Genomic DNA, 20,378 nt, shown 5'->3' with positions numbered 1-20,378 from the left:
GGCGCGGCCATGGCGCCATCTGTGCTAGAAAGGAAATGGTTCCCGACATGGGGCAATCGGGCGGAGAGTCCGCTTCGGCCTCTCGCGTCAATTCTCACCTTTCACCCGGAGCCCAGAATGGCCGCCCCCAATGACACAATGCTCGCGCTCGTCCTCTCGAAGGATGGGCTGCTTCCCGAGGGGGAGGCGCTCGCCGCCGCGATCCGGCGGCATTTGCCGCAGGCGCAGACGCCGGACAAGGAAATCCCCGGCGGAACCAGCTTGTTTCTCGCTGACGGCGCCATGCTGGCCATCGGCGGCGTGGCGGCGCCGGCGCCCATCGCCGAGGACGATCCTTGCGTCGCCTACGCCTGGCATTGGAAGGATGTCTGGCCGGCGATCGAAGGCCATGCCGGCCATGTGGTGGTTGCCGTGACCGGCGGCGCCGACGCCAAGACCCGCTCGCTCCTGCTCGGCCGCGCCGTCTCGGCGGTCATCGAGGCGACGCCCGCCGCTTGCGCCGTGCATTTTGCCGGCTCCGACGCTCTCTGGCCGGCCGCGCTCGTCGCCGAGGTGGTGTCGAAAAGCGGCGACCAGCCGCCGATCCCCTTCCTCGTCGCGGTGGCGCTCGGTCGCGACCCGGACGGCGGCGTTTCGGCCATCACCAAAGGCCTCACGGCTTTCGGCCTGATGGAGATCGAGACCCGCGGCTATAAGGACGATCCCAGCGAGCTGAACGGCTTTCTGATCGATATCGCCGCTTATCTCGTCGACGCCGGCGCGGTGCTCGGCGATGGCGAGACCATCGGCCCGGACGCCGACACGAAGATCATCGTGCGGCATGAGGAATCCGTCGTGGCGCCGGGGCAGAAAGTCTACCGGCTGTATTTCCCGACGCAGGGCCACGCCTGACGGCGCGATCGGCGGGGAGGCGTCGGCCGTCCCCGCGCTTCGCTATTTGCGCCAAGCCTCGGGAAGCATGCGCCAGATCACCTCGTCGCCGGCGATGCGATGGCGGATGATGCCGGCGACATGCAGCGCGATCAGCGCCAGCAAGGCCCAGCCGAGACTCTCATGCAGCTCGAAGAGCTGCTTCGACAGCGGCTCGTTCTTGGCGAGGAGCGCGGGGAGATGGCCGAGCCAGAAGAAGCTCGGCCCGAGGCCATAGGCCGACAGCGCCAGCCAGCCGACGATGGGCGTCGCGATCAGCAGCAGATAGAGCCCGCGATGCGTCGCCTTCGAGACGATGCGCTCGGCCGGGGTCAGATCGGCGCTGGAGCCTGGCCGATGGCGCAGCCGCGCGAGAAGCCTGGGAAGCATCAGAGCCAGCACGATGACGCCGAGCGACTCGTGCAGCACGAAGAGATTGTTCTGCAACGGCCCCTCGTCGAGATCGGCCATCACTATGCCTGTCGGCAGGGACGTCAGCGCCAGGGCGGCGATGATCCAATGCAGCGCCTTGGCGAGAGGCGAATAGGGCTGTCGCTCGACCATGCGAATCCTCCGTGCCGTCGCGGCGGCGATGATCGCGCAGCCGCCGCGAATGCGCAATCGGTCTCTGAATTACCATGTAAATACCATAGGAATAGTTGACTATAACGGCGTCCTGGCCTATAGCTGAACCGCGCTCCGATCTCCCCGAAAAGCGTTTTGACTCTCCAGAGTCATCGAGAGCTAGCCTGGCGCGTCCCCCATGTGCGCCAGGCGGCCGGCGCGGCGAACCCACGATGGTTCGCCGCGCTTTTCTCGCTGCAGCCGTCGCAGGGCTGCCGGCGCAATGGCGCAGCCGAGAACGCAGAGCGCGGCGCAAAGAATATTTTCGATATTTTTCGGCTCGCCGACGTAAAACGGTCATAAATCGGCGCTCGATTTCATATCCGTATGAAACGCCGCTGAATTCGTCCTCCGCCGTTGCTCGGCCGATGTCGCGCCTATTCGCGTCCTGATTGATTTTTTTGTCCCGATGGATCGGAAGCCGGGCAGGTGCGTCAGATATTTCGTTCGGTCCGCCGGCGCCGCGCGGCGGAACGACGCGCCGAGGTTTGGCGCGGCGGCGTTTTTCCCTTATGTGCATGCGAACCGAGGTTCGTCCTTTAGGAGATGCGATGTTTCCGACCCCCGTTTCCGATCTCGCCCCGAACACTTACGCCTATGAGACGACGCCGCTCGTGAAGCCGACGGGCTTTCGCGAATATGACGCGCGCTGGCTGTTCGAGAAGGAGCTCAACCTCATGGGGGTGCAGGCGCTCGGCCTCGGATTGGGCACGCTGCTCCATGAGATGGGCGTGCCGCTGGAGCTCGCCACCGGCCACGACTATCGCGCCTATTCCGCCTCCATAAAGCTTGCGCTGATCACCGGCCTGATGGCCGCCGGCGTGCGCGTGCACGATATCGGCCTCGCGCTCTCGCCCATGGCCTATTTCGCGCAATTCGCGCTGGATGTCCCCGCCGTCGCCATGGTCACGGCCTCGCACAATGACAATGGCTGGACCGGCGTGAAGATGGGCGCGCAGCGTCCCGTGACCTTCGGCCCCGTGGAGATGACGCGCCTCAAGGAGATCGTGCTCGCCGGCGCCTTCCGTTCCGCCGAGGGCGGCTCCTATCGCTATGTCGAGAATTTCGGCGCGCGTTATCTCGACGATCTCGCTTCCGGCGTGACGCTCTCCCGCAAGCTGAAGGTGGTCGCGGCCTGCGGCAATGGCACGGCCGGCGCCTTCGCGCCCAAGCTGCTGGAGCGCATCGGCTGCGAGGTCGTGCCACTCGACACCGAGCTCGACTATAATTTCCCGCATTACAATCCCAACCCCGAAGATCTGCATATGCTGCACGCCATGGCCGACAAGGTGCGCGAGAGCGGCGCCGATGTCGGCCTCGGCTTCGACGGCGACGGCGATCGCTGCGGCGTCGTCGACAATACGGGCGAGGAGATTTTCGCCGATAAGATCGGCGTGATGCTGGCGCGCGATCTCTCCAAGCTGCATCCCGGCGCGACCTTCGTCGTCGACGTGAAGTCGACCGGATTGTTCGCGACCGATCCCGAGCTCATCTCGCGCAATGTGAAGGCCGATTATTGGAAGACCGGCCATTCCTACATCAAGCGCCGCGTGACCGAGCTGAAGGCGCTCGCCGGCTTCGAGAAGTCCGGCCACTTCTTCTTCAACGCCCCGGTCGGCCGCGGCTATGACGACGGTCTGCTGACGGCGGTGCATGTGCTGCAGATGCTCGATCGCAATCCGAGCAAGTCCATGTCCGATCTCTACGCCGCTCTGCCCAAGACCTGGGGCTCGCCCACCATGTCGCCGCATTGCGCCGACGAGACGAAATATGGCGTCGTCGACAAGGTGATCGCGCGCTTCCAGAAGATGGAGGCCGATGGCGTCGCCTTCACCGGGCAGAAGATTCGCGATCTCGTCACCGTCAATGGCGTGCGCGTGACGACCGCCGACGGCACCTGGGGACTGGTGCGCGCCTCATCGAACAAGCCGGAGCTGGTCGTCGTCGTCGAGAGTCCGGTGTCGGAGGCGCGCATGCGCGAGATGTTCCATGCGGTGGACGCCGTGCTGCGCGAGAATCCCGAGGTCGGCGCCTATAATCAGACGATCTGAGCGCGTCAGGGCGACGTGGAGCAGTTGGTTCCGCTCGTCATGTAATATTGAACATGATTGGGGCTGTAGGTGTTGCGCACCGGCGAATAGCTGGTGCGCGACATCAACGGCGCCGCCGACTTCAGCCAGGTGATCGTGCGGCTGAATGAGGGCTGATAGCTGTAGCTCACATCGGCGACGATGATCGAGCCGATGGTCGGCGTCACGCTGGTCGTCGTCGTGCCGCCGCCGGCGTTGGCCAGCGTCACCGATTTCGCGCTCGTATAGCTCGTCGGCATGGAATTGGGATCGATAGGCGCGACATCGGCCGCGTTCAGCTTGGCGACGCCATTGATCTTGCACGGGCGCAGCGTGCCCGAATTCTTGGCGACGGTCCAGCTCACGCTTGCCTTGAAGCCGCTCGTCTGCGTGGCGTCGGCGACGACCGTGACCTCCGAGATGGTCATTTTGAGAGTGGTGGTCGGCAGCGGCGACATCAGCGTCGTCGCGGCGGAAAAAATTGCCTGAATCGTATCCTCGTCCATTCCGGCCTGGCCGGAATTGGAGCCGCCTTTCAATTGCTGCGCGGCGAGATCCGAGAGCGTATGCGCGACGAGATCGAGCCTCTGGCTCGCGCGCTGCCCGAGCGCCAGCTCCGCGAGGCCGAGATAGATCACCAGCACCAGCGGCAGCGTGAGCGCGAATTCCACAGCCGCGAAGGCGCGCTCCTCGCGCAGCCAGGCGCGCGCGTCGCGGCGCTCGGCCGACGAAGCGCTCATGTCGGCTCCACGCGAAAAGCGGCGACGCCGAACAGCAGATGCGTCCATCGGCTATTGAATGTGACCTCTCCGCCCGTCGTCTTGCCCAGCGTTATGCCGGTCAAAATGCCGCCGGTGAGAATCGCCGTCACTGCCGGCATGGGATAGACGATGCGCACGACGGCGACATGGCCGGAGGCCGGCATCGTGATCGTCGAGCTCGCCGCCGGAGGATTGGAATAGAAGGTATTGGAGGTCGACGCGCTCGACCAGTCCTTGCCATTGCCGACATCGGCGATATCGACGAGAATCTTCGAGCAGTCGAAGGATTTGCTCAACGTGCCGGCCGCGACGACGCCGCTGGCCTGCCAAGTGCAGACATATTTGTCGATGAAATTCTGATAGGTCATGTTGGCGAGGCTGTGCGTCAGCACGGCGCGGCTCGCATGAATGGTCGTCACCTGCAGCTGCTGGCTCTTGAAATAGACGATTCCCGTCTCGAAAATCGCGCCGAGCAGCCCGAGCATCGGCACGAGCACCATGGCGAACTCGACCGCGAGCGCCCCGTTCCGGTCGCGCCCGAAGCGAATTGCGCCCGCGGCGAATCGGCGCGTCGGCCGTCGCGACAAATTTTCGTCTCCGCTCATGCCTCGAACCCATGGCCCGAAAGGGCGTTTCGCAGCCGCCCCTTTTGATCTCCCATGCGCGCCTTCGGCGACGTCCGTCAGCGCTTGGGCGAGGACGAGCCCTCGTGCTGCTTCACCGCCTCGAGAACGCGCGCCGTATAATCCTTGTCGTCGCCGAGATCGACGGCCGGCGCGCAATCGGGCGCGCAAGCGTAGGATTCGCGGCGCGAGCCGCGCAGCACGACGAGCTTGTCCATCGGCTGGGTGACGGTGATGATCTCCTCGCCGACCTGATTGCCCGTCGGATCGAGCAGGATGAGATTGGTCGAGCCGAAGCTTTTTCCGGTGACGACCATGAGACGATTGGTCTTGAGCATCGTCACATCGGCGATGAGCGGATTTCCGATAATCAGCGTTTGCGCGCCTTCCGGCATGCGCACCACGCGAGCGCGGTCAACGTCCACGAAAACGCCGCGTCTTTCGCCCTCGCGCGCCATAGCGACGCCGGCGGTGACGGTCGCGCCGACCAATAATGCCAAATATCCATGGAAACGAGTCGAGCGCATCACGCACCTCTGAACAATCATCGCCTTTGCGAGGCTTCGTGTCGAACAAAACCACGTAATAGTGAATCATTGCTGAAAATGAGGTGGATCGACGTTTCGCGCCGTGAGCTTCATAGGTCGATGATGCGATTAACGCGTTTGCAAGAAGTTCTACGTAGGGTCTCGTCCTGTCCGGCGAACGGGCTCGATCGAGCGACGCCGCCGAACTCAGTCAAAAGAGCGAGGAGCACGAGTATGAAGAGCTTGTTTTCGCGGTTCGTTAAGGACGAGTCCGGCGCGACCGCCATCGAATACGGCCTGATCGGCGCGCTGATCTCCGTCATCATCATCACCGCAGTGAAGCTCGTCGGCAGCAACCTGTCGCAGACCTTCAACAAGATCGCTCAGAATCTGAGCTGAGGTCTGACGGGCGCTGATCTCGTCGCCCCCGCGCCGAGATCATTTCAATGCGCGCATTTTCGCCGAAGGCCGGCTCGTGAACGGAGCCGGCCGGCTCGGCGCACGGGCGGCCAATTGCGACGCCCTATATTGGGAGAAGGCGATGAAATTGTCGGTCTTGAAATTCCTGGACAATGAGTCGGGCGCCACGGCTATCGAATACGGCCTCATCGGCGCTCTGATTTCGGTCATTATCATTACCGCCGTAAAGCTCGTCGGCAGCAATCTGTCGGAGACTTTCAACAAGATCGCTCAGAACCTCAGCTGAGTGATCGCCCGAATCGTGCGCGCGCGTCGGCTCCTCGCCGCGCGTCGCGCGAATCGCGCGCTCATCCGAGCGCGCCGAAACGACTTCGAGAGGCGCCTTTGTCGCAAAAGAGAAAGGCGCGGCGACAGGAACGACACTGATGATCGCAGCCGCCGCCGCGCTAATCCTCTTTCCTGCCCTTATGGCGTTTTCGGCCTTCGCCGATCTCCTCACCATGACGATTCCCAATCGCGTCTCCTTGGCGCTCATCGCGCTGTTTGCGATTTTCGCCGCATGGCTCGGCATGCCGCTCGACAGCGTTGCGTCGCATGTCGCCTGCGGGGCGGCGGTGCTCGCTGCGACCTTCCTGATGTTCAATCGCGGCTGGATGGGTGGCGGCGACGCAAAGCTCGCATCCGCGACGGCGCTGTGGCTCGGCTTCGAGCAGCTCGCCGATTATGCGCTCATCGCCTCTCTGGCCGGCGGCGCGCTGACCATAGCGATTCTCGCGCTGCGCCGATTCGAGCCGCGCTTCGTCGCCCAATCGCCGCGCCTCGCCCATCTTTGCGACGCCGCCGAGGGCGTTCCTTACGGCGTGGCGCTCGCGATCGCCGGCGTCGTCGTCTATCCCAATTCTCAGCTCTGGGCGTTGCTCGCCGCCGCATGACCTTGTCGCTCGGCTCTTCGCCGAGAGCCGCGAGACACATGGGCTTCGCAATGCGAAAGAGCCTGTCGTCTTACCGGCGATTAACCATAATTTGACGTTTTTCCGCTTTCATTCGGAATGCTCCGCTCTAGCCGGGGCGATCGGACTGGAAGCAGATGAACAAGGCGCAGATCGTGGTTCTCGGCGTCGCCGTCGTGGCGGGCGGCGGGGCCTTCCTGATGATGAACGGATCGCCGCCAGAGGCGCCGAAGATCGTTCAGATGATCCCCACGCCGCCGCCGACCGACAAGGTTCTCGTGGCGACGCGCGATCTCTCCTATGGAACCGCGCTCGGCGAGCCGGACACCAATTGGATCGATTGGCCGATGGGCGCGGTGCCGCAGGGCGTGCTGCGCAAGAGCGAGGCGCCGAACGCCAAGGAGGATCTGCAGGGCTCCTACGTCCGCAATCCGATCTCCAATGGCGAGCCGGTGCGGCGCGAGCGTCTGGTCAAGGGTCCGACCGCGGGCCTGATGTCCACTCTGCTTCCCGCTGGCCATCGGGCGGTCGCCATCGACATCTCGCCCAATACGACGGCGGGCGGCTTCATTCTTCCGAATGATCATGTCGATGTGATGCGCACCTATCGCGACAGCGATCGCGGCCGTGAAGGCGGCTCCGCCGATCTCTCGTCGGAAGTCATTCTCACCAATGTGCGCGTGATGGCGATCGGGCCGATGGTCGAGACGAAGAATGGCGAATCCGTCGTGACCGGCGCGACCGCCACGCTCGATCTCGAGCCGCGGCAGGCCGAGCTCGTCATTCTCGCTCAGCGCACCGGCCAATTGGCGCTCATGCTGCGCTCGATGGCGGATGCGCATGATGACGACAAGCGCGCTTCGGCGGCGGACGATTCATTGACGGTCGTGCGCTTCGGCTTCCCAACAACCATGCGCACGCGCTGAGGCGATGCAGCTCATCGAAGGACGGCGCCACATGGCGAAAATCGAACGCGGAACGACGGATATGGGCAGGTCGGCGCGTCGGCTGTCGGGGGCGGCGGCGCTCGCGATGCTCGCGTTCGCCGGGGCGTCGCTCGGAGCCATTCCGGCGTCTGGCCAGGAAAAAGGGGGCGTCCAGTCGAGCGCGGAGGCGATGATGTCGCGACGTATCGCCATGGGCGTCGGCAAGTCGATCATCGTCGATCTTCCGGCGGAGGCGTCGGAGATCGTCGTCGGCAATCCGAAGGTCGCCAATGCGGTCGCTCGCTCGGCGCGCAAGCTGTACATCATGGGCGCGGAAACGGGCCAGACGACGATTTTCGCGCTCGACCGCGCCGGGCGGCAGATCGCCAATCTCGAGATCAGCATCGGCCGCGACGTCGGCGAGCTCGGGCCGCTGCTGCGCGCCGCTCTACCCAAATCGAACATCACCGCACGCACGGTCAATGACACGATCATTCTGACCGGCACGGTCGAGTCCGCCTCGGAGGCGCAGCGCGCCGTCGACATCGCCAAGGGCTTCGCCGCGCGCTCGTCCTCCGCCCAGGGCAATGGCGCGGGCGGCGACGGCCTCGTCGTCAACGCGCTCACCATCAGCACGCAAGATCAGGTGATGCTGAAGGTCACGGTCGCCGAAGTGCAGCGCCGCGTGATCAAGCAGCTGGGCGTCTCCGCCAAATCCGGCGGCGAGGCGATCTTGTCGGGCGGCTGGGGCAAGCTGGTTCAGGAAAACCCTTTCGCCATCAATTCCGCTCTCACCTCGAGCGCTTTGAGCCTCAATGGCCCCAACAGCACCTCTGCGACTCTGCAGGCCTATGAGCGCTACGGCGTCTCGCGCATCCTCGCCGAGCCGACCGTCACAGCGGTCTCCGGCGAGTCGGCGAAATTCACCGTCGGCGGCGAGGTCGCGGTGCCCGGCAATGGCAATTGCATCAGCGGCTCGATCCTCTGCACGGTCGGCATCGTGTTCAAGCAATATGGCGTGTCGCTGAACTTCACGCCCGTTGTGCTCGCCGAAGGCCGCATTCTCCTGCATCTCGCGACGGAAGTGACCGAGGTCGATTATCAGGGCGCGCAGACCTACAATGGCGTGACCGTTCCCGGCTTCAAGACTCGCAAGAACGAGACGAGCGTCGAGCTTCCGTCCGGCGGCTCCATCGCCACCGCGGGCCTGCTGCAGCAGAAGTCCGATCAGGCGATCAACGGCCTGCCGGGCCTCATCAATCTGCCGGTGCTCGGAACGCTGTTCCGTTCGCGCGATTATCTGCGCAACGAGACCGAGCTGCTCATCATCGTCACGCCCTTCATCGCGCGCTCGATCCAGGCGCGCGATGTGGCGCGGCCGGACGACGGCTTCGCTGACGCCAGCGATCCGCAGGCCTGGCTGCTCGGCCGCGTCAATCGGCTCTACGCCAATCCCCAACATCCGCAAGCGGTTCCGCGCCTGAAGGGCCGCGTCGGCTTCATTCAGGACTGAGCGCGCGAGGAGCGGTAAACATGTCTATCCGACTGAACAGCGCGAAACTCAAAGCCTTTGGAACGAGGCTCGCGTGCCTCGCCGCAATGGCGCCTCTCGCCGGCTGCGGCGTGAACAGAACGCTGCCGGCGCCCGCCGTCGCGCAAGACTATCGCGACCGTCATCCCGTCGTGCTCGCGGACGCCAGCACCTCCATCGACGTGCTGCCGTCGGCTCGCATCGACTATGCGACCACCGGGCGCATTCGCGATTTCGTGCTGCGCTATCGCCGCTTCGGCCATGGTCAGATCACGCTGCTCGCGCCGACCGGAGCGAAAGATCAGCTCGCCGTGCGCGGCGGCGTCGATGCGGTGAAACGCATATTGGCGGAGAGCGGCGTCTCCGGCGCCGTCTATGTCGCCTCCTATCCGGTGACCGATCCCAATCTCGCGGCGCCTGTGCGTCTGTCCTTCCAGGGCGTTCGCGCGAAAGTCGCGGGACGCTGCGGCGAATGGCCCGCCGATCTCGCATCGGCGAGCTCGCTGCAAGGGTGGGACAACACCACTTATTGGAATTTCGGCTGCGCGAGCCAGACGACGCTGGCGGCGCAAATCGACGATCCGCGCGATCTCGTCGCGCCGCGCGGCGAAACGCCGGCCGACGTCGAGTCGCGCATGCGCGCCATCGGCAATGTGCGCAAAGGCATCGATCCGGCGACGAACTGGAACGTCAAGGGCACGAATATCAGCTCGGTTGGAGGCGGTTGATGAAAGAGCAGTCGGCAATGGCGGAGAGCGACGCGGCGGCGCAGATCGCTCCCTTGCCGCGCATTTCCGTGCAGGCGTTCTGCGAGACGCCCGACGCCGTTGCGGTGGTGAATTCCGCCGCCGTGGACCGCCGCATGGACAAGGCGCATGTCAAGGTTCACATGGGCGGCGTCGCGGCCGCGATCGAGGCCTTCCGATCGGCGCCGACGCCGAATCTGATCGTGCTCGAGGCGATCGGCGAGCGTCAGACGCTCATCGGTCAGCTGGAGACGCTGGCGGAGTCCTGCGACTCCGGCACCAAGGTCGTCGTGCTCGGCCATGTCAACGACATATCGCTGTATCGCGCGCTGATGGCGCGCGGCGTCAGCGACTATATCGTCGCGCCGATCGACGTGCTCGGCTTCATCTCGCGCATCTCCGATCTTTATAACAACAGCGCAGAGGCGCTGGGCCGCATCGTCGCCGTGGCCGGCGCCAAGGGCGGAGTCGGCTCCTCCTGCGTCGCGCATAACCTCGCTTGGTCGATCGCGCGCGCGCTGCAGATGCAGACGGTCGTCGCCGATCTCGATCTCCCCTTCGGCACCGCCGGGCTGGATTTCAACCAGGACCCGCCGCAAGGCGTCGCGGAAGCCGTGTTCGCGCCGGATCGCGTGGACGCCAACCTCATCGATCGCCTGCTGTCCAAATGCAGCGAGCAGCTCAGCCTGCTCGCCGCGCCGGCGACGGTCGATCGTCTCTATGATCTGCCGGAGACCGCATTCGACGCGATCGTGGACACGCTGCGCGCCACCGCGCCCTGCACCGTGCTCGACGTTCCGCATCAATGGTCTGCCTGGACGAAGCGCATGCTGATCGGCGCCGATGAGGTGGCGATCGTCGCGGCGCCCGATCTCGCCAATTTGCGCAACGCCAAGACGCTCATCGATCAGCTGCGTGTCGCGCGCCAGAACGACTCGCCGCCCAAGCTCGTATTGAATTTCGTCGGCGTGCCGAAGCGGCCGGAGATAGCGGTGGCGGATTTCGCCAAGGCCATCGAGATGGAGCCGTCGGCGATCATTCCCTTCGATCCGAAGCTGTTCGGCGCGGCGTCCAACAATGGGCAGATGATCGCCGAGGTCGACCCCGGCGCCAAGATCATCGAGCAGTTCGACGCGCTCGGCCGCGAGGTGACGGGGCGCGCCGTGAGCCGCAAGGTCAAGAGCGGATTATTGGCGCCGCTGCTCGATCGTTTGTCACGAAAGCTGGCCGGCTGACGAGCGGCGACTGAGCGTAACGAGGAGATCGCATGTTCGGAAAGCGGACGAACGTCGGAACGGCGCAGACAGCGACAGCGCGTTCGACACAGCAGGCGGCGCCGGCGAGCAAGGCGCCGACGCCCGCCGCTGCGCCCGAGGCGAGCGTGACGATCGCGGCGCCTCCCGAGCAGAAGCGCTCGGAACAATATTACGTGACGAAGAGCATGATCTTCGGCGCGCTCATCGAGGCGATCGATCTCGCGCAGCTCTCCAAGCTGGAGCCCGAGAGCGCGCGCGACGAGATCCGCGACATCGTCAATGAGATCGTCGCGATCAAGAATGTCGTGATGTCGATCGCCGAGCAGGAGGAGCTGCTCGAGGATATATGCAACGACGTGCTCGGCTATGGCCCGCTGGAGCCGCTGCTCATGCGCGACGACATCGCCGACATAATGGTGAACGGCGCCGCCAAGACCTATATAGAAGTCGGCGGCAAGATTCAGCTCACCAACATCCGCTTCCGCGACAATTCCCAGCTGATGAACATCTGCCAGCGCATCGTCAGCCAGGTCGGCCGCCGCGTCGACGAATCCTCGCCGATCTGCGACGCGCGCTTGCTCGACGGTTCTCGCGTCAACGTCATCGCGCCGCCGCTGGCGATCGACGGCCCGGCGCTCACCATTCGTAAGTTCCGCAAGGACAAGCTCACTCTCGATCAGCTCATCCGCTACGCCTCCATTTCGCCCGAAGGCGGCGAGGTGCTGAAAATCATCGGCCGCGTGCGCTGCAATGTGCTGATCTCCGGCGGCACGGGCTCCGGCAAGACGACGCTGCTCAACTGCCTCACCAACTCCATCGACACCGACGAGCGTGTGATCACCTGCGAGGACGCGGCGGAATTGCAGCTTCAGCAGCCGCATGTGGTGCGCCTGGAGACGCGTCCGCCCAATCTGGAAGGGCAGGGCGCGGTGACGATGCGCGATCTCGTGAAGAACTGCCTGCGCATGCGTCCCGAACGTATCATCGTCGGCGAGGTTCGCGGACCGGAGGCTTTCGATCTTCTGCAGGCGATGAACACGGGCCATGACGGCTCGATGGGCACGCTGCACGCCAACTCGCCGCGCGAGGCGCTGGGCCGTCTCGAATCCATGATCACAATGGGCGGCTTCTCGCTGCCGGCCAAGACAATCCGCGACATGATCGTCTCGTCGATCGACATTATCGTGCAGGCGGCGCGCCTTCGCGACGGCTCGCGCCGCATCACCCATATCACCGAGGTGCTGGGCCAGGAGGCGGACGTCGTCACGCTGCAGGATCTCTTCGTTTATGAGATCGTCGGCGAGGACGCCAATGGCCGCATCATCGGTCGGCATCGTTCCACCGGCGTCGGACGGCCGCGCTTCTGGGAGCGCGCGCGCTACTATGGCGAGGAGAACAGGCTCGCCGCGGCGCTCGACGCCGCCACTGTCATCGACGACGAAAATTAGTCGCGAGGGCCAGAAAATGGATCGCCAATCGCTGCTCTCTGCGCTTCTCGTCGCCTGCGCCGCCGGCGGAGTGATGTACGCTTTCGTCTATCCCTATCTCTCCGGCGAGATTCAGGCGCAGAAACGCACAGCGGCGCTGATGTCCTCTTCCGACCGCCGTCGCGACGCGCGGAACGGCGATCCGGCCAAGCGACGCAAGCTGATTCAGGAGAGCCTGAAGGACGTCGAGACCAAGAAGAAAGCCAAGGTGACGCTCGAGCAGCGCATCGCGCAAGCGGGGCTGACGACGACGCGCCCGATTTTTCTCGCCGCATCGGCGGGTTTCGGCCTGCTCATCGCTTTCCTCGTCTTCGTCTTCAACTCGGATCCGCTGGTGGCGCTCGGCGCGGGCGTCGTCGCCGGCGTCGGCGCGCCGCATTGGCTGCTGGGCTTTCTCGCGCGTCGGCGCATCGCGAAATTCATCGCCGAATTTCCCGGCGCCGTCGATATCATCATTCGTGGCGTGAAGGCCGGCCTGCCGGTCGCCGATTGCTTTCGCATGATCGCGGGCGAGGCGGCGGAGCCGGTGCGCAGCGAGTTTCGCCAGATCGTCGAATCGCAGACGATCGGCCTGTCGATCGCCGAGGCGACGGAGCGCTTCGCCGATCGGGTGCCGGTGGCGGAGGCGTCGTTCTTCTCGATCGTCATCAGCCTGCAGCAAAAGGCGGGCGGCAATCTCTCCGAGGCGCTCACCAATCTCGCCGCCGTGCTGCGCGAGCGCAAGAAAATGAAGGCCAAGGTGAAGGCCATGTCGGCGGAGGCCAAGGCGTCGGCGGGCATCATCGGCAGCCTGCCGTTTCTCGTCGGCCTCGTCGTCTGGTTTACCAATCCGGCCTATATCAGCGTGCTTTTCAACACGACGGTCGGAAACATCATCATCGGAGCGAGCCTGCTCTGGATGGCGATCGGCGTCTTCATCATGCAGAAGATGATCGACTTCGATATTTGAGCGTATGCGCCGCGTCGAGCGAGGGGGCACGAGGTCATGGAGCAGATCGTCAAGCTGGCGACCAATGGGCGGCTGATGTTCAGCCTCATCGTCGCAACGGCGGTCATCGCCACCATATGGTCGCTGGGCGCGACCTTCATGCAGAGCGACACATTGGCCAAGCGCATGAAGAGCGTCGCCAATGAGCGCGAGCGCATCAGAGCGCGCGAGCGCGCGGCGGCGAAGGCGGACGGCGGCGGACTGCGCTACCAGCCCAAGCAATATATGAAGAATGTCGTCGACCGCTTCTCCTTGACGACATGGCTCAACACCGACGACGCCAAGCTGCGTCTCGCCTCGGCCGGCTATCGCGGTCCGCAGGCGGAAGTGACCTTTTTGTTCTTCCGGCTGGTGACGCCGATCGCTTTCGCGCTCTTTGCGGTCTTCTATCTCGTCGTGCTCGACGATTCCGATTGGCCCATGCTCACCAAGGCGGGCATTGTGATCTTCGCGACCTATCTCGGGGTGAAGACGCCGGAGCTGTTCATCAGCAACACGATCGCCAAGCGGCAGCAGAGCATGCGCATTGCTTTTCCCGACGCCCTCGATCTGATGCTGATCTGCGTCGAATCGGGCATGTCGGTCGATCACGCTTTTCGCAAGGTGGGGCAGGAGATCGGCGTGCGCTCGGCCCCGCTCGCCGAGGAATTCGCGTTGGCGACGGCCGAGCTCTCCTATTTGCCGGATCGCCGTCAGGCCTATCAGAATCTGACGGCGCGCACCGGGCTCGAGAGCGTGAAGCAGATTTCCACCGTGCTCATTCAGGCGGAGAAATACGGCACGCCGCTCGGCCGCGCGCTGCGCGTCACAGCGCAGGAGAGCCGCGACATGCGCATGGCGGAGGCCGAGCGCAAGGCCGCGGCGCTGCCGCCCAAGCTCACAGTGCCGATGATCGTCTTCTTTTTGCCGGTGCTGATGGTCGTCGTGATGGCGCCGGCGATTATTCAGGTGATGTCGCAGAGCTGGTGAGCGCGCCGAGCCGGGCGCGCGGCGCGGGCGCTTCGGCGCTCTTTCGCTTGGTCTTCTCGCTATAGCTCTGAATCTCGCGCCAGCTGTTGGATTGCGCGATCATCTGGCGAATCGAGGCGACATTGGCCGCGGCGTCGATCGGCGCGAGATCGTGGCGCGACCAGCTCTCCGCTTCTTCGAACTTGCCCTGCAGCGCCAGCACGAGCGCGAGATTCTGGCGCACGCGCATGTCCGCCGTCGGCTGCGAGGCGGCGGTCAGCAATGTGCTCTCGGCCTGCGGCAGCTGCTTGGAGAGCGCATAGGAGAGCCCGAGATTTGAGAGCACCTTCGGGTCATTGGGCTTGATCTTCAATGCGGTCTGATAATATTCGCGCGCTTCTTCATGATTGCCGAGCTGATCGGCGATCGAGCCTTGCGCGGAGAGCACGGTCCAATCGGGCCGCTCCGGCGTATGGGCGCGCGACAGCACATCGGCGGCGTCGCGCAGGCGTCCGGCGTCGGCGAGCGATTTGCCATAGGCGCCCAGCACGGAGAGATCGTCTGGATAGCGAATGGCGAGGCCTTGCAGCACGGCGACCGCCTGGGCGTTGCGATCCAGCGCATGCAGCGCCTTGGCGTAGGTGAGCGCGACGGATTTGTTCTTGGGGTCGGCGTCGAAGCGACGACCCCATTCGTCGGCGAAGCGGCGCAGCTCGGCCTCGTCGGTCGGCAGCTCGGCGCGTCGCGTCGCGCCGATCGATCCGGTGACGTCGGTGAGCGGCTGCGCGCAGCCGCCGAGCGCGACCAGGGCGCAAATCACGAGCGCGCTCGGCGCGCCTTTGCGGCGCGTCGCGACGAAATGGGACGGGAACATCGGGCGACCCCTCTCTTGCGGTTGAACCGTCAGGGTCGAGCAATAAATCGTTAACCTTGCCGCTTCCTTAACGGGCGCGCTCGGCGATCCGGCGGCCGAGATCGTCGAGATCGCCGCGCCATTGCTCGAGCGCGAAGCCGAGCGCGAAGACATGCTCCACCTGCTCCACCGGAAGGCTGCGGAGGATTCCTTCTTCTCGGAGCGTCGATATCTCTCGCGAATAAGCGTCGAAGGCGGCGTCCAATGACTTGCTCGGGACCGGCGCGCGCGCGCCGGTCAGCGCGGCGCCGCTCTCGAGAAGCTGGGCGGCGGCCTCGTCGGCGATCGTCGCGAGCAAAGTCTCGAGGCGCGGACGCAGCCGCTCCGGCAAGGGCGTGACGGCGGCGCGGCCGATCATCACCAGATCATGACGCATGCGCAGCAGGGCGCGCAGCAGCGGCGCCAGATCGGGCTCGGCCTCGAGGAAGACGATGCGCTCGTGACGCGCCTCCTGCTCCATCTTGTCGAGACGGGCGAAGGCGTCGCCGACGCCGCGCTGGAGATCGCGAATCGCTTCCGGGTCCTGCGGCTGGGCAAAGCCCGAGAAGAGCCGAGGCAGCGCCTCGGCCATGACGGCGAGCATTTCGGCGCCGGCCTCGAGCGCGAGAATGCGGGCGCGGGCGGGAAAGACGAGATGCGACACGACGAGGGCGACGCCGCCGCCGAGCGCCACCTCGAGCACGCGATCATAGGCCGAGTGGAAGGCGGTCGCATGGGTGAGGGTCGGCGCGAGCACGACGATGACGCCGGTCGCCGGCGCGACGGAAAAGCGCGGCGTCAAAGCCGAGAGCAGGGCGAGCGGCGCTATGGCGAGAGCGAGCAGAAGCAGCAGCGTCGGCTCACTCGCGCCGGCGACGTAATTGGAGACGAGGCCGGCGTAGATCGCGCCGCCCAGCGTGCCGAAGGAATAGTCGATCGTCGCCTTGACCGAGCGGCCGACGCTCATTTGCGTGAGGATGACCGCGGTCAGCACGGCCCATAAAATCATCGGCGTGCCGAGGAGATGGCCGATGCCGAGCGTCGCGACAGCGGCGATCGTGATCCTTGCGCCGAGCGCGAGCTGGGCGCGATAGCGGGAGAGTGGACCGATTTCCATGGGCCGAGTCCTATAACGTCTTCGTGTCCTCCGTGTCTTGGTGCTAAAAAGCCGCAAAGACAGGAACGAACTCGAAAAGAGGGCGATATGAGCCGATTGGAGGAGTGGACGGCGGAGGCGACGCCGATCGATTTCGTCGATAAGGAGAGCTGGCCGATTCTCGCCGAGACCCTGCCGCCGCCGATCGCCGCCTTTGCGCGCGCTTGCGGCTTCGACGGCAAGGTCGGCGCGCATCTGCTCGCGCCGGGGCCGCAGGGCGCGCCGGCGGTGGTTCTGTTCGGCGTGGAGGCGGCGGGGGCGCGCCATCGCGATCCTTTTCTTCCCGGCAAGCTCGCGACCTTGTTGCCGCCGGGCCTCTATCGTCTGCGCGAAGGCGTATCCGATTCCTATTCGGCCGCGCTCGCCTTTTTGCTCGGCGGCTATTCTTTCTCGCGCTATGTCGCGCCCAAGAAGGAGCGCCCGCGCCTCTGCGCGCCGCAGGACGCGGATCGCGCGCGCATAGAGCGCGTCGCCGCCGCGCTCTGCTTCGGTCGCGATCTCGTCAACACGCCCGCCAATGATCTGGGGCCGGAGGCTCTGGCGGAGGCGGCGCTGGCGCTCGCCGCGCGGCATGGAGCGCAGGCGCGCGTCATCGCCGGCGATGCGCTGCTCTCGGAAAATTTCCCGCTCGTTCACGCGGTCGGCCGCGCGGCGGCGCAGGCGCCGCGGCTCGTCGACATCAGCTTCGGGCCGGAAGAGGCGATGAAGGTGACGCTGGTGGGGAAGGGCGTCTGCTTCGACAGCGGCGGCCTCGACATCAAGCCGAGCAGCGCCATGCTGCTGATGAAAAAGGATATGGGCGGCGCCGCCACGGCGCTGGCGCTGGCTGATATTCTGATGGGCTCTGGCGCGCGTCTGCGCCTGCGCGTGCTGCTGCCCATCGTCGAGAACGCCATTTCGGCGGACGCCATGCGGCCGGGCGACATTTATCCGAGCCGCAAGGGCCTCTCGGTCGAGATCGGCAACACGGATGCGGAAGGGCGTCTCATTCTCGCGGACGCTCTGGCGCTCGCCGCCGAGGAGGACCCCGATCTGCTGCTCGATTTCGCCACGCTCACCGGCGCGGCGCGCGTCGCGCTCGGCCCGGAGCTCCCCGCCTTCTACACGGGAGACGATGCTCTGGCGCTGGAGATCGAGACCTATGGCCGCAAGCTCGGCGATCCCGTTTGGCGGCTGCCCTTGTGGGAGCCTTATGATTCGCAGCTCGACGGCAAAGCGTCGAACATTGTGAATGTGTCGTCGAGCGGACATGCAGGCTCGATCACCGCGGCGCTGTTCTTGCGCCGCTTCGTGGCCAAGCCGGAGAAATGGGCGCATTTCGATCTCTTCGCCTGGACTCCTTCCGCCAAGCCGGGCCGGCCGGAGGGCGGCGAGATTCAGACGGCGCGGCTGCTCGCCGAGCTGATCGAGGAGCGCGCCGCGCGTTGGAGCGTGAAGACATGAGCGAGAGCTTCGACAAAAGGCTGACGCCGGCGCGGCCCGATCTCGCCGCGCGCCATCTCGAGGGCAAGGTCGAGGCGGCGCGCTTCGTCGATGGGCGTCGCATGCAGGTGAAGGAAGGCGTCGCCGATCTGAAGCGCGAGCCGCGACCGGACGCACGGCTCGACACGCAGGCGCTCTATGGCGAGACCATCATCGTCTATGACGATGAGGAGGGCTGGTCCTGGGCGCAGCTCGAGCGCGATGGCTATGTCGGCTGGATCGCCGCCAATGTGCTCTGGAGCCGCATAGAGATGCCGACGCATCGCGTCAGCGTTCCCCGCACCTTTGTTTTTCCGCGAGCGGAGATCAAGGACCCGCCCTTGCTCGCTCTGCCGCTCGGCGCCGAAGTGGAGATCGTCGGCGAGCGCGACAAATTCCTCATAGAGGCCGGCGGCGGCTTCATCTATCGCACGCATCTGACCCCGCGCGCGGCGCGCGTCACGGATTTCGTCGCTGTGGCGGAGAGCCTCATCGGCGCGCCCTATCTTTGGGGCGGCAAGAGCTGGCTCGGCGTCGATTGCTCTGGCCTGGTGCAGACCTCCCTCGCTTTCGCCGGGATAGAGGCGCCGCGCGATACGGATTTGCAGGAGAAGTCGCTCGGCCGCGCGCTCGCCGAAAGCGAGACGATGCGGCGCGGCGATCTCGTTTTTTGGAAAGGCCATGTCGGCATAATGCAGGACGCAGAGCGCCTGCTGCACGCCAACGCCTTTCATCTGCAGGTCGCCAGCGAGCCCTTCGCGCCGGCGCGGGAGCGGATTTTGGCCTCTGGCTCGGCGGTGACGAGCGTGCGGCGAATCTTCGAGTGACGACAATGCCCGAGCCGCTCTATCTCGAAGACCTCTTCGTCGGTCAGCGCTTTCATGGAGGGCCGGTCGAGGTCACGACGGAGGAGATCAAAGCTTTCGCGGCCAAATTCGACCCGCAGCCCTTTCATCTCGACGAGACGGCGGCGAAGGACAGCCTGTTCGGCGGTCTGGTGGCCAGCGGCTGGCATACGGCCTCGCTCACCATGCGGCTGCTGACGCAATGCGCGTCATTTTCCGGCGGGCTGATCGGCGTCGGCGGCAAGATCGAATGGCTGCGGCCCGTGCGGCCAGGCGATCTTCTGAGCGTCGAGGCGACCATTCTGCGCATTGCGCCGTCGAAGTCGCGCAACGATCGCGGAATGGTGAAGATGCGCGTCGTGACGTCCAATCAGCGCGGCGAAACCGTGCAACTGCTCGCTGCCGATGTGCTCGCCTTTCGGCGACCGACCGGGCCGTGAGGCCGGCGCTATTTCACCTTTTGATAGGCGCGCAGCAGGCGCCGCAGGGCGATGACGCCGGAGGCGCGGCTCGGATCATAGGTCGGATTGCCGCCGGCGAAGCCCGTCGCATAATCCGAGATGAGCGCCACGGCCGCGAAAGGCAGCGCGAATCGCTTGGCGAGTATTGCCTCCGGCACGATCGATACGCCGAGCGCGTCGGCGCCGAGCATGCGGGCCATTTTGGCTTCCGCCGGCGTCTCATAGCTCGGGCCGGAGAACCACATGAAGACGCCTTCATGCAGCGTCACCCCGGCGCCTGCGCTGGCCTGCTTGAGGCGGCGCAGCAGCCTTTTGTCATAGGCGCCGTTCATATTCACGAAATTCTGTCCCGTTGCGCCGATGAGCGGATTGAGGCCGCTGAAATTGATGTGATCGGTCACGGAGAGAATGGAGGAGGGCTGAAAATCGGCGTTGGTGGAGGTGGCGAGGCCGGTGGAGAGCAGGGCCCGCACGTTCAAAAGCGTCAATGTCTCGATCGGCGAGGACATCAGGCTGGGATCGCCGCTGTCGTAGAATTCCGAGCGGCCCTTGAGGAACAGCATGGGCGCGCCTTCGACGAGGCCGATCACGAGCTCGCCGCCCTCGATCTGAGGAAAGCCCGGCAGCTCGGAATAGGGGATGGCGACCGCCTGCTCGCCGATGTCGGCGGCGGCGAGAAATTCGCGTCCGAGCACGACCGCGGTTTCGATCGGCCCCAGAGGATTGCGCGCGCCGATGATGTCGGCCGCGTCCCTTGCGCGCGTGCTCATGAGTAGCCTCGAAAGGATCCGAATCGTC

Annotated in this window: 22 protein-coding genes; 15 read left to right on the top strand and 7 right to left on the bottom strand. The window is 65.1% G+C overall.

Annotated features, from left to right (window positions below):
* Positions 1–117 precede the first annotated feature (117 nt).
* Positions 118–891 (top strand): DUF4261 domain-containing protein, encoded by a 774-nt coding sequence (locus ACT53T_RS08340; protein ID WP_476160864.1) that lies wholly within the window; start codon positions 118–120, stop codon positions 889–891.
* Between the two features lie 42 nt (positions 892–933).
* Here ACT53T_RS08340 and ACT53T_RS08335 read toward each other — a convergent pair whose 3' ends face one another.
* Entirely contained in the window at positions 934–1,473 is a 540-nt protein-coding gene (locus tag ACT53T_RS08335) for a cytochrome b (RefSeq protein ID WP_476160863.1), read from the bottom strand.
* 611 nt (positions 1,474–2,084) lie between these two features.
* Between ACT53T_RS08335 and ACT53T_RS08330 the strand changes: the two genes are divergently transcribed.
* The gene (locus tag ACT53T_RS08330; RefSeq protein WP_476160862.1) at positions 2,085–3,584 is read left to right on the top strand and encodes a phosphomannomutase/phosphoglucomutase; all 1,500 of its coding nucleotides are present in this window, start codon (positions 2,085–2,087) and stop codon (positions 3,582–3,584) included.
* 5 nt (positions 3,585–3,589) lie between these two features.
* Here the strand turns inward: ACT53T_RS08330 and ACT53T_RS08325 are convergent, their stop codons facing one another.
* From ACT53T_RS08325 to ACT53T_RS08315, 3 genes are all read right to left on the bottom strand, one after another.
* On the bottom strand, positions 3,590–4,342 hold the full coding sequence (locus ACT53T_RS08325) for a TadE/TadG family type IV pilus assembly protein (RefSeq protein ID WP_476160861.1): 753 nt from the start codon (positions 4,340–4,342) through the stop codon (positions 3,590–3,592).
* Entirely contained in the window at positions 4,339–4,968 is a 630-nt protein-coding gene (locus ACT53T_RS08320) for a TadE/TadG family type IV pilus assembly protein (protein ID WP_476160860.1), read from the bottom strand. Before ACT53T_RS08320 ends, ACT53T_RS08325 begins: the two co-directional genes overlap by 4 nt.
* Positions 4,969–5,045: 77 nt before the next feature.
* Positions 5,046–5,513: a pilus assembly protein N-terminal domain-containing protein gene (locus ACT53T_RS08315; protein WP_400768234.1), complete on the bottom strand. Its 468-nt coding sequence runs from the start codon at positions 5,511–5,513 to the stop codon at positions 5,046–5,048.
* Between the two features lie 234 nt (positions 5,514–5,747).
* Here ACT53T_RS08315 and ACT53T_RS08310 point away from each other — a divergent pair, with 234 nt between their 5' ends.
* The 10 genes from ACT53T_RS08310 (at position 5,748) to ACT53T_RS08265 (ending at position 14,786) form a co-directional block, all read left to right on the top strand.
* The gene (locus ACT53T_RS08310) at positions 5,748–5,912 is read left to right on the top strand and encodes a Flp family type IVb pilin (RefSeq protein ID WP_018265749.1); all 165 of its coding nucleotides are present in this window, start codon (positions 5,748–5,750) and stop codon (positions 5,910–5,912) included.
* Between the two features lie 142 nt (positions 5,913–6,054).
* Positions 6,055–6,219: a Flp family type IVb pilin gene (locus ACT53T_RS08305; protein WP_400768232.1), complete on the top strand. Its 165-nt coding sequence runs from the start codon at positions 6,055–6,057 to the stop codon at positions 6,217–6,219.
* Between the two features lie 139 nt (positions 6,220–6,358).
* On the top strand, positions 6,359–6,865 hold the full coding sequence (locus ACT53T_RS08300; RefSeq protein ID WP_400768231.1) for an A24 family peptidase: 507 nt from the start codon (positions 6,359–6,361) through the stop codon (positions 6,863–6,865).
* Positions 6,866–7,020: 155 nt separating this feature from the next.
* Entirely contained in the window at positions 7,021–7,809 is a 789-nt protein-coding gene (gene cpaB / locus ACT53T_RS08295) for a Flp pilus assembly protein CpaB (protein WP_476160859.1), read from the top strand.
* 31 nt (positions 7,810–7,840) lie between these two features.
* The gene (locus ACT53T_RS08290) at positions 7,841–9,322 is read left to right on the top strand and encodes a type II and III secretion system protein family protein (protein ID WP_400768228.1); all 1,482 of its coding nucleotides are present in this window, start codon (positions 7,841–7,843) and stop codon (positions 9,320–9,322) included.
* A 20-nt stretch (positions 9,323–9,342) separates the two neighbouring features.
* Positions 9,343–10,068: a CpaD family pilus assembly protein gene (locus tag ACT53T_RS08285; RefSeq protein WP_476160858.1), complete on the top strand. Its 726-nt coding sequence runs from the start codon at positions 9,343–9,345 to the stop codon at positions 10,066–10,068.
* Positions 10,068–11,321, top strand: coding sequence for a CpaE/TadZ family protein (locus tag ACT53T_RS08280; protein WP_476160857.1), 1,254 nt, complete (start codon positions 10,068–10,070; stop codon positions 11,319–11,321). The genes ACT53T_RS08285 and ACT53T_RS08280 overlap by 1 nt, the downstream gene beginning before the upstream one ends.
* A 32-nt stretch (positions 11,322–11,353) precedes the next feature.
* Complete coding sequence (locus ACT53T_RS08275) at positions 11,354–12,790, top strand: CpaF family protein (RefSeq protein WP_476160856.1); 1,437 nt, start codon at positions 11,354–11,356, stop codon at positions 12,788–12,790.
* Positions 12,791–12,806: 16 nt separating this feature from the next.
* Positions 12,807–13,778 carry a type II secretion system F family protein gene (locus ACT53T_RS08270; RefSeq protein WP_018265741.1) on the top strand — a complete coding sequence of 324 codons (972 nt, stop codon included), beginning with the start codon at positions 12,807–12,809 and terminating at the stop codon, positions 13,776–13,778.
* A 36-nt stretch (positions 13,779–13,814) separates the two neighbouring features.
* A complete protein-coding gene (locus ACT53T_RS08265) occupies positions 13,815–14,786 on the top strand; it encodes a type II secretion system F family protein (RefSeq protein ID WP_400768219.1) in 972 nt (323 codons plus the stop codon).
* Here the strand turns inward: ACT53T_RS08265 and ACT53T_RS08260 are convergent.
* Complete coding sequence (locus ACT53T_RS08260) at positions 14,758–15,639, bottom strand: tetratricopeptide repeat protein (RefSeq protein WP_400768218.1); 882 nt, start codon at positions 15,637–15,639, stop codon at positions 14,758–14,760. The two genes, ACT53T_RS08265 and ACT53T_RS08260, sit on opposite strands and share 29 nt — an antisense overlap.
* Positions 15,640–15,706: 67 nt before the next feature.
* Entirely contained in the window at positions 15,707–16,774 is a 1,068-nt protein-coding gene (locus ACT53T_RS08255; RefSeq protein ID WP_476160855.1) for an FUSC family protein, read from the bottom strand.
* An 87-nt stretch (positions 16,775–16,861) separates the two neighbouring features.
* Between ACT53T_RS08255 and ACT53T_RS08250 the strand changes: the two genes are divergently transcribed.
* Genes ACT53T_RS08250 through ACT53T_RS08240 form a run of 3 tightly spaced genes read left to right on the top strand, consistent with a single transcriptional unit; the run spans position 16,862 to position 19,559 of the window.
* Positions 16,862–18,256, top strand: coding sequence for a leucyl aminopeptidase family protein (locus tag ACT53T_RS08250; protein ID WP_476160854.1), 1,395 nt, complete (start codon positions 16,862–16,864; stop codon positions 18,254–18,256).
* Positions 18,253–19,101: a C40 family peptidase gene (locus ACT53T_RS08245; RefSeq protein WP_476160853.1), complete on the top strand. Its 849-nt coding sequence runs from the start codon at positions 18,253–18,255 to the stop codon at positions 19,099–19,101. The genes ACT53T_RS08250 and ACT53T_RS08245 overlap by 4 nt, the downstream gene beginning before the upstream one ends.
* A gap of 5 nt (positions 19,102–19,106) precedes the next feature.
* Entirely contained in the window at positions 19,107–19,559 is a 453-nt protein-coding gene (locus ACT53T_RS08240) for a MaoC family dehydratase (protein WP_476160852.1), read from the top strand.
* Between the two features lie 8 nt (positions 19,560–19,567).
* On the opposite strand, the gene ACT53T_RS08235 is transcribed toward ACT53T_RS08240, so the two are convergent.
* Positions 19,568–20,350: a purine-nucleoside phosphorylase gene (locus ACT53T_RS08235; protein ID WP_476160851.1), complete on the bottom strand. Its 783-nt coding sequence runs from the start codon at positions 20,348–20,350 to the stop codon at positions 19,568–19,570.
* Between the last annotated feature and the right edge of the window lie 28 nt (positions 20,351–20,378).

This window comes from Methylosinus sp. DMC45 (genome assembly GCF_056313885.1).
This window is presented reverse-complemented; position numbering and strand designations above follow the sequence as displayed.